This window comes from Coleofasciculus sp. C1-SOL-03 (genome assembly GCF_040220555.1).
Classification (GTDB): Bacteria; Cyanobacteriota; Cyanobacteriia; order Cyanobacteriales; family Coleofasciculaceae; genus Coleofasciculus.
Genome location: NZ_JAVJUO010000247.1, coordinates 42,867 through 49,180, shown reverse-complemented (window position 1 = coordinate 49,180; position 6,314 = coordinate 42,867). Strand labels below are relative to the sequence as shown.

Here is a 6,314-nt window from a genome sequence, read left to right as displayed (position 1 = left end):
CTAAAGTGGGGTCATTGTTAACCACAGGTGCAGAAGTAATATCTAACTCAAACCCATCAGTTTGTGTTCCTCCTTGTCCATCCGAGGCTGTCACCAAGATATTCAACGAAGTTTCATCACCTGTATCTGGTGTACCGCTGAATGTACCAGTTTGTGAGTCAAAAGTTAACCAAGAAGGAAGGGCATTTCCATCTGCTAATGTGGCAGAGTAGGTTAAATTATCCCCATCCGCATCAGTAAAGTTATTGGTGATATCTAAACTGAAAGAGTCTTCAGCCTCAACGCTTTGGTCAGCGATGGGCGAGACTAAGGTGGGGTCATTATTTATTATTTCACCGCCACCTGTTGAACCTGAATCGTCAAAGAAAGCCCCTGCTGTTATATCTGGATTCCCCACAAGATGTGTCGGAACTGAACCGCCATTATCCTGCAAAGGTTCGAGTTGGGCATCGAGTATTGTAATCGTGGCAGTTGCGTTATAATCGTTCCAATTATTGGTCAACTTGGGTGGATATTGGACATTCCCACCGTTGTCAATTAATTCCTTACTCGTGTGTTGCTGAATCCCCCAATCGTTTGTGCCATTATCGGCTGTATTCTCATAAAAGATGGTATTCTGAACGCTAACATCGGCATTCTTACCAACCGATACACCGCCACCAACCCAGCTAGCGTTATTGTAAGCAATGGTCGAGTCGATAATTTCGGTGGGACTGTACAATGTTATTCCACCACCTACACTCCCCGATGTATCTCCTGTGGTTTGATTCCCGGAAAACGTGCTGTTAATAATTTTCGCTGGGGCGTCATAGGTCCATAAACCACCGCCCTGATTTGCTGCTGTATTATTTGCAAAAGTTGTGTCACGAACAACTAATCCTTTGTTGAGTCCATTGCTGAGTTGAACAACGGCACCTCCGTTCCCTTTATTTCCGCCATCAGGAAGTGCTAAAACTTCGTTATTTTCAAAGAGGCTACCTTCAATAATTACATTGTCTTGAGTCCCCGTGTAGAGGTAAGCCGCACCGCCTTCACCCCGACCTTTATTGCCTTCAAAAACACTATCGATAATCTGAATTGTGCCAGAGGTTGAATCACTTCCATTACTGGCGCGGTCTGTGTAAATCGCACCACCATAACCTCTCAAGAATGGACGCTGGTTTCCCGTATCGTAAAATGCAGCGGTAGTATCGTTGTTGAGAAACGTGGAGTTTTCAATCGTTAATTTGCCTTGGAGACTATTAATTGCTCCGCCGTTAATCCCTTGGTTGTTGGTAAATTCACTATTGGTGACAGTGATTTCTCTGGGACTGACAAAAGCAATGGCACCAGCGCCGCGTTCATCATTTCCGGCAACGGCTTTATTATTATCAAAGGTGCTGGCATCAACTGTTAATTCGGTTTCCCAGGCGCTATAGATTGCGCCGCCACCGTTATCGGCGACATTGTTCTTAAACTGAACATTATCGACCGTTAATGTGCCTTGATGAGTGATTTCAATAGCGCCACCCCGTTCGGCGGTATACCCGTCGATGAGATTAAGATTTTTTAAGGTCAGGCTGGCGTTGAAATCTTGATTCGAGTTGACATAAAAAATGCGGGATTCTTTGTTCCCGCTAATGGTTAAACCAGGAGCGTCCGCCCCATCAATGGTAATATCTTTCCCTGGGCTAATTTCTAGTTGACCTGTGGTCAGGGTAATCGTGTCTCCGGCGATACTGGAACTGAATTTAATCGTGTCTCCCGATTGGGCTAAAGTCAGTGCTTCTCTTAAAGAACCAGCGCCATTGTCTTGTGTGTTGGTAACAATAAGCTGTTGTGGCATTATTCAATCTCCGAGAATAGTTGGTTAAGTTATGTTTTTGGGCTGTTGTCAGCAACCTTTAAATTAGCGAGTATTGTGCTGTAATATTGCCGGGATTATTATTCTCTATCCAGAGAAGTAAATCGGCTTTATATTCTCGCTATAAGCTGACATATTTACCGAAAGATCTATATCTATTAATAGGGTACTTTTAAAGGTTCATGCCACTGTATTTGTTTGTCTTTAATAAGTCTTTATCAATACTTTTTACAAGCGTCATGAAAGCTTTATAAAGCCAGCGTGGAATAAAGTGATCGGGTGGAGAATGATTGGAATATCTCCGTTGACAGCAAAGGTTTCATTTCCGTGCCTTATTGTAATTGAGCCACCTTGTTCCTTGAAGATGATGAATGTACTCAAACTTTGCCAGACTTCTCAGCAGAAAGCTTTCGCCAATCTAGTTGAGCCTCGATTATGGGCTATGGGCGCACGCCGTGCGCCCCTACAAACGGGACGTTTGAATTTAGTCTAAACTCCAGTAGGGTAATGGTCAGGAAAATTACTCCTGGGCAGCATTCAGTTTGCTCATCCCACAGACATTTTCTGCAAACCTGGTTTTGGCAACGGTTACAGCATAATTATGGGAGATGCCTAATCGCAGACTATCTGCCCAACAAGACATGACATTAGCGAATATACGAATTATCTTAGTCGAACCCGCAGGTGCTTTGAACGTAGGATCAGTTGCCCGGGTGATCAAAAATATGGGGTTGCACCAGTTATGGCTGGTCAATCCTCATTGTAATCCGAGGGCATCAGAAGCGCGGCAGATGGCGGTTCATGGTGTCGATGTTTTAGCATCAGCCCAACAGGTGGCAACGTTACCGGAAGCGTTACAGGGATGTCAACGCGCGATCGCAACCACTGCCCGTACTCGTCATTTGCCGACGACTCTGGAACCGCCACGCTTGGCATTACCCTGGTTATTGGAGGAGAATATCACCTCTGCCCTGATTTTTGGACCCGAAGATCGGGGGTTAAGTAATGATGAACTCAACTATGCCCAGCGATTTGTCTGTATCCCAGCTAATCCAGAGTATCCTTCGTTAAATTTAGCTCAGGCTGTAGCCGTTTGCTGTTATGAACTGTTTCAATTCGCCTCCCCATCTCCCTCATCTCCCCCATCTCCCTCATCTCCCCCACCTTCCTCATCTTCCACCGCTTCCTTAGATGCAATAGAGGCTTACTTCCAACACCTAGAAGCCGTATTATTAAAGATTGGCTACTTACATCCCCACACCGCGACATCCCGCATGGAAAAGTTCAGACGCTTGTATTACCGAGCTATGCTTACCCCAGAGGACGTCGCCATGCTCAGAGGGATTCTCCGTCAGACAGAATGGGCGGTACAATTTATGCCGAGGTCAGAACCGGATGATTCAGAATCCTAGTGGCTGTCTGAGACTATAGACTTTCCGCCGGTAAATTGGCAAAATAGCCAGGTTGAAGAGTAACTGGACTTTGGACAAAACGCTTACAGGCATTACATCTAGGGTAAAAATTCAGAAAGCGGACGCTATATGCAGTGTAAACATCCTATTTGTCCAAAGTCCAAAGAGTAAGGATTTAGACGTTAGTTGTGTTTGGAGGTATTTTCAGTGGCAGTGTCTAGGGGCAATCCGTATAAACCCGATCGCAACGAGTCCAAACCACGAGGAATCTATCGTTCTCGTCGGGCTTCTCGTCAACGTCGCCCTCGACAAACCCAGGATATTAATCCTCCCTCCTCTTCCCCTTCACCACGCCGCCTACGCCCCGTTCAACTGCGTGCGGTTGAGCCTAATTCCTCAAATCAAAATCGCCCCAAACCCATACCCCTAAACCGTTCTAATCGGCATCTCAGTGAACCCTCGATTTACCCAAATCTTAAACTCCCCAAACTACGGACGATTAACGGGATACCCATCAGAGAAACGCCTCTGGGGAATCGGAGTCGAAATTATCGCCCTCCGGCTGCAACCCCCCTATCCCAACCCTTGAATCCACGTCGAGACAATAACTCCCGTCGGCAAACGCGGCGTTCAACGGTTCCCACTCAATCCGAGGCGAAACCGAAGCGTCAATCGCCTCGTTCTCAACCAACTCAGACGAGGAAATCCCGGCGCAGTCGGCGTTCCCAAAAACGGGGGGGGATATGGATTCACATTATCCGCCTCCTAATTCTCGGCGTGGGTATTGGCGCGATCGCAGGCACTCTACTATCAGTATTAGATCCCACTAGCAAAATGTCGATGCGCTCCAGTGAAGCGGCGCAGGAAAACCCTCAAGAAAGCCCGACGAATCAAAATATTACTCCAGCCCTCCCATTGCGCCAAGAAATCTCCCCCCTGAAAGCCCAAGTCCAAACCTTAGTCGCCAAAAATCCTAAATTGCAACCGGGTGTTTTTGTGGTGGATTTGGATACGGGTGCCTACTTAGACTGGGAAAGTCACTCTATCTTTCCCGCCGCCAGCACGATTAAAGTCCCGATTCTAGTGGCATTTTTTCAAGAGGTTGATGCGGGCAAAATTCGCTTAGATGAACCCCTCACCATGGAACCGGAAATGATCGCCAAAGGTTCAGGGGACATGCAATATCAAAAACCTGGGACACAGTATAGCGCCTTGGAAGTGGCAACCAAGATGATCACGATTAGTGATAACACTGCCACCAATATGATTATTCATCGCCTCGGCGGTATCCAAGCTGTTAATCAACGGTTCATCTCCTGGGGATTAACCGCAACGGCAATCAATAACCCCTTACCGGATTTAGAAGGAACGAATACCACCAATGCCAGAGACATGGCAAACTTGCTGTATAAGGTGAATCAAGGGGAATTATTGAGTCTGCGATCGCGCGATCGTTTATTGGATATCATGCAGCGTACAGTAAATAATTCCCTAATTCCTCAAGGATTGGGTGCAGGGGCGACGGTTGCCCATAAAACGGGGGATATTGGTTCAGTGTTAGGAGATGTAGGTATTGTGGATATGCCTACAGGTAAACGGTATCTTATCGTCACCTTGGTGAAACGTTCCCACAATGATGGGAATGCTTCGGAGTTAATTCGCAATCTTTCCCGCACGGTTTATGACTATTTCAATAAACCAACAGCGACACCGACTCTGAACTCGATGCCGATTAGCACGCCTGCTATGGTGGTGAGTGGATTACTGATTGGTTTGCAGGGGACGATTTTGTAATTGTCTTATAGCATTACGAAGTACGGAAAGGACATCAGTTGCTCCCAAGAGGGAACAGGGAACAGGGAACAGAGAACAGGGAACAGTACAGAATGTCCTAACCTGTCAAGGTAGCTGCTATATGTCTTCAACTGAGTATTTTACCAGCGATTGCCTTGCCAATAGTGACGGTAAGAGATGCTATTGGAGATTTGCCCGTATTAGACGCTGGACAGGAATATACTGCACAAACTTATATTTGTGAACCAAAAACTGACTATCAAAGGTTACTACGTCGTGGTAGTAGTAAGCTAGTTAATCACATTGCTCGTCAATTAAGTCCTATACAAATGTCCAGAGCTAAAGTCTTAACAGAAGGGCAAGATGCCAGAGATTTACCGCCAAAACTAGCTCCGAAGAAGCATTACAGTGGCGCTTATGGCAGGCTTTTCTGGGATAAACCTGCTAGAACGATTACTCGATGGGTTTTTCATCCGGGTTCAGGCAGATTTTTTCATCCCACCCAAAATCGAACGATTACGATTCGTGAAGCGGCACGGTTACATTCTTATCCCGATAAATTTCACTTTCTGGGTTCATATACTCAGATGGCTGATCAAATTGGAGAATCAGTACCTCCCTTATTGGCGAAAGCGATCGCTGATTCTATTCTCCAGAGAAATCCTCATCATCATCATCTTACACATAATCAATGGCATTTTTCTTCTTACAGAGAATGCCTTCGTAACTATTGGTTACTCCCTGTAGATTGCAATCCTGTGTAGCCGTGATAGCTTCTCTTAGTCTCTCAACTTCATCATTCGTCAGCATTCAGAGATTCCTCTACTATTTCTAGCAGCTCACTCATCGTTATGCCGAGGGCAGTAGTGATTTGATAGAGAATCCGGACAGATGGACTTTTTAATCCTCTTTCCAGTTGGCTAATATACGTTCTATGCAGATCTGCAACCTCTGCAAGGTACTCCTGTGACCAACCTTTCGCCGTGCGAAAGCGCTTAATCTGAGTACCTAAAAGACGATCTAGTTTTTTGAGTGGCATTAAAGGTAAGTTAATGCCTTGAATACAATAGTGCTACAGACTAAAGTATTCAACCCCATCTCAACTCCTTGTCAATATGATTAACCCCTAGAATACCAGTCGGTGTAACCAAATCATCTGAATCACCCAATCTAAATGTCTATCGTTGGGTAGTCGCTATTTCCAGACAGGTATTCCAACATAAGAATAATACTGCCCCATCTTTTATCAAGTTTCGTAAGTTAGA

At 45.6% G+C, this 6,314-nt stretch carries 5 protein-coding genes; 3 read left to right on the top strand and 2 right to left on the bottom strand.

What is annotated here, in order from left to right; translation table 11 throughout:
* Window positions 1–1,825: putative Ig domain-containing protein (locus RIE73_RS36940; RefSeq protein WP_446405904.1), on the bottom strand; the 1,825-nt coding region annotated here is incomplete at its 3' end.
* Window positions 1,826–2,451: 626 nt separating this feature from the next.
* Here RIE73_RS36940 and RIE73_RS36935 point away from each other — a divergent pair.
* The 3 genes from RIE73_RS36935 to RIE73_RS36925 all read left to right on the top strand — a co-directional run bounded on the left by RIE73_RS36935 (window position 2,452) and on the right by RIE73_RS36925 (window position 5,813).
* The gene (locus tag RIE73_RS36935; RefSeq protein WP_446405903.1) at window positions 2,452–3,255 is read left to right on the top strand and encodes an RNA methyltransferase; all 804 of its coding nucleotides are present in this window, start codon (window positions 2,452–2,454) and stop codon (window positions 3,253–3,255) included.
* Between the two features lie 207 nt (window positions 3,256–3,462).
* A complete protein-coding gene (locus RIE73_RS36930; RefSeq protein WP_446405902.1) occupies window positions 3,463–5,049 on the top strand; it encodes a serine hydrolase in 1,587 nt (528 codons plus the stop codon).
* Between the two features lie 164 nt (window positions 5,050–5,213).
* Window positions 5,214–5,813, top strand: a complete 600-nt coding sequence (locus RIE73_RS36925; RefSeq protein ID WP_446405905.1) for a DNA cytosine methyltransferase — start codon at window positions 5,214–5,216, stop codon at window positions 5,811–5,813.
* Window positions 5,814–5,845: 32 nt separating this feature from the next.
* On the opposite strand, the gene RIE73_RS36920 is transcribed toward RIE73_RS36925, so the two are convergent.
* The gene (locus tag RIE73_RS36920; protein WP_446405901.1) at window positions 5,846–6,088 is read right to left on the bottom strand and encodes a helix-turn-helix domain-containing protein; all 243 of its coding nucleotides are present in this window, start codon (window positions 6,086–6,088) and stop codon (window positions 5,846–5,848) included.
* Window positions 6,089–6,314 lie beyond the last annotated feature (226 nt).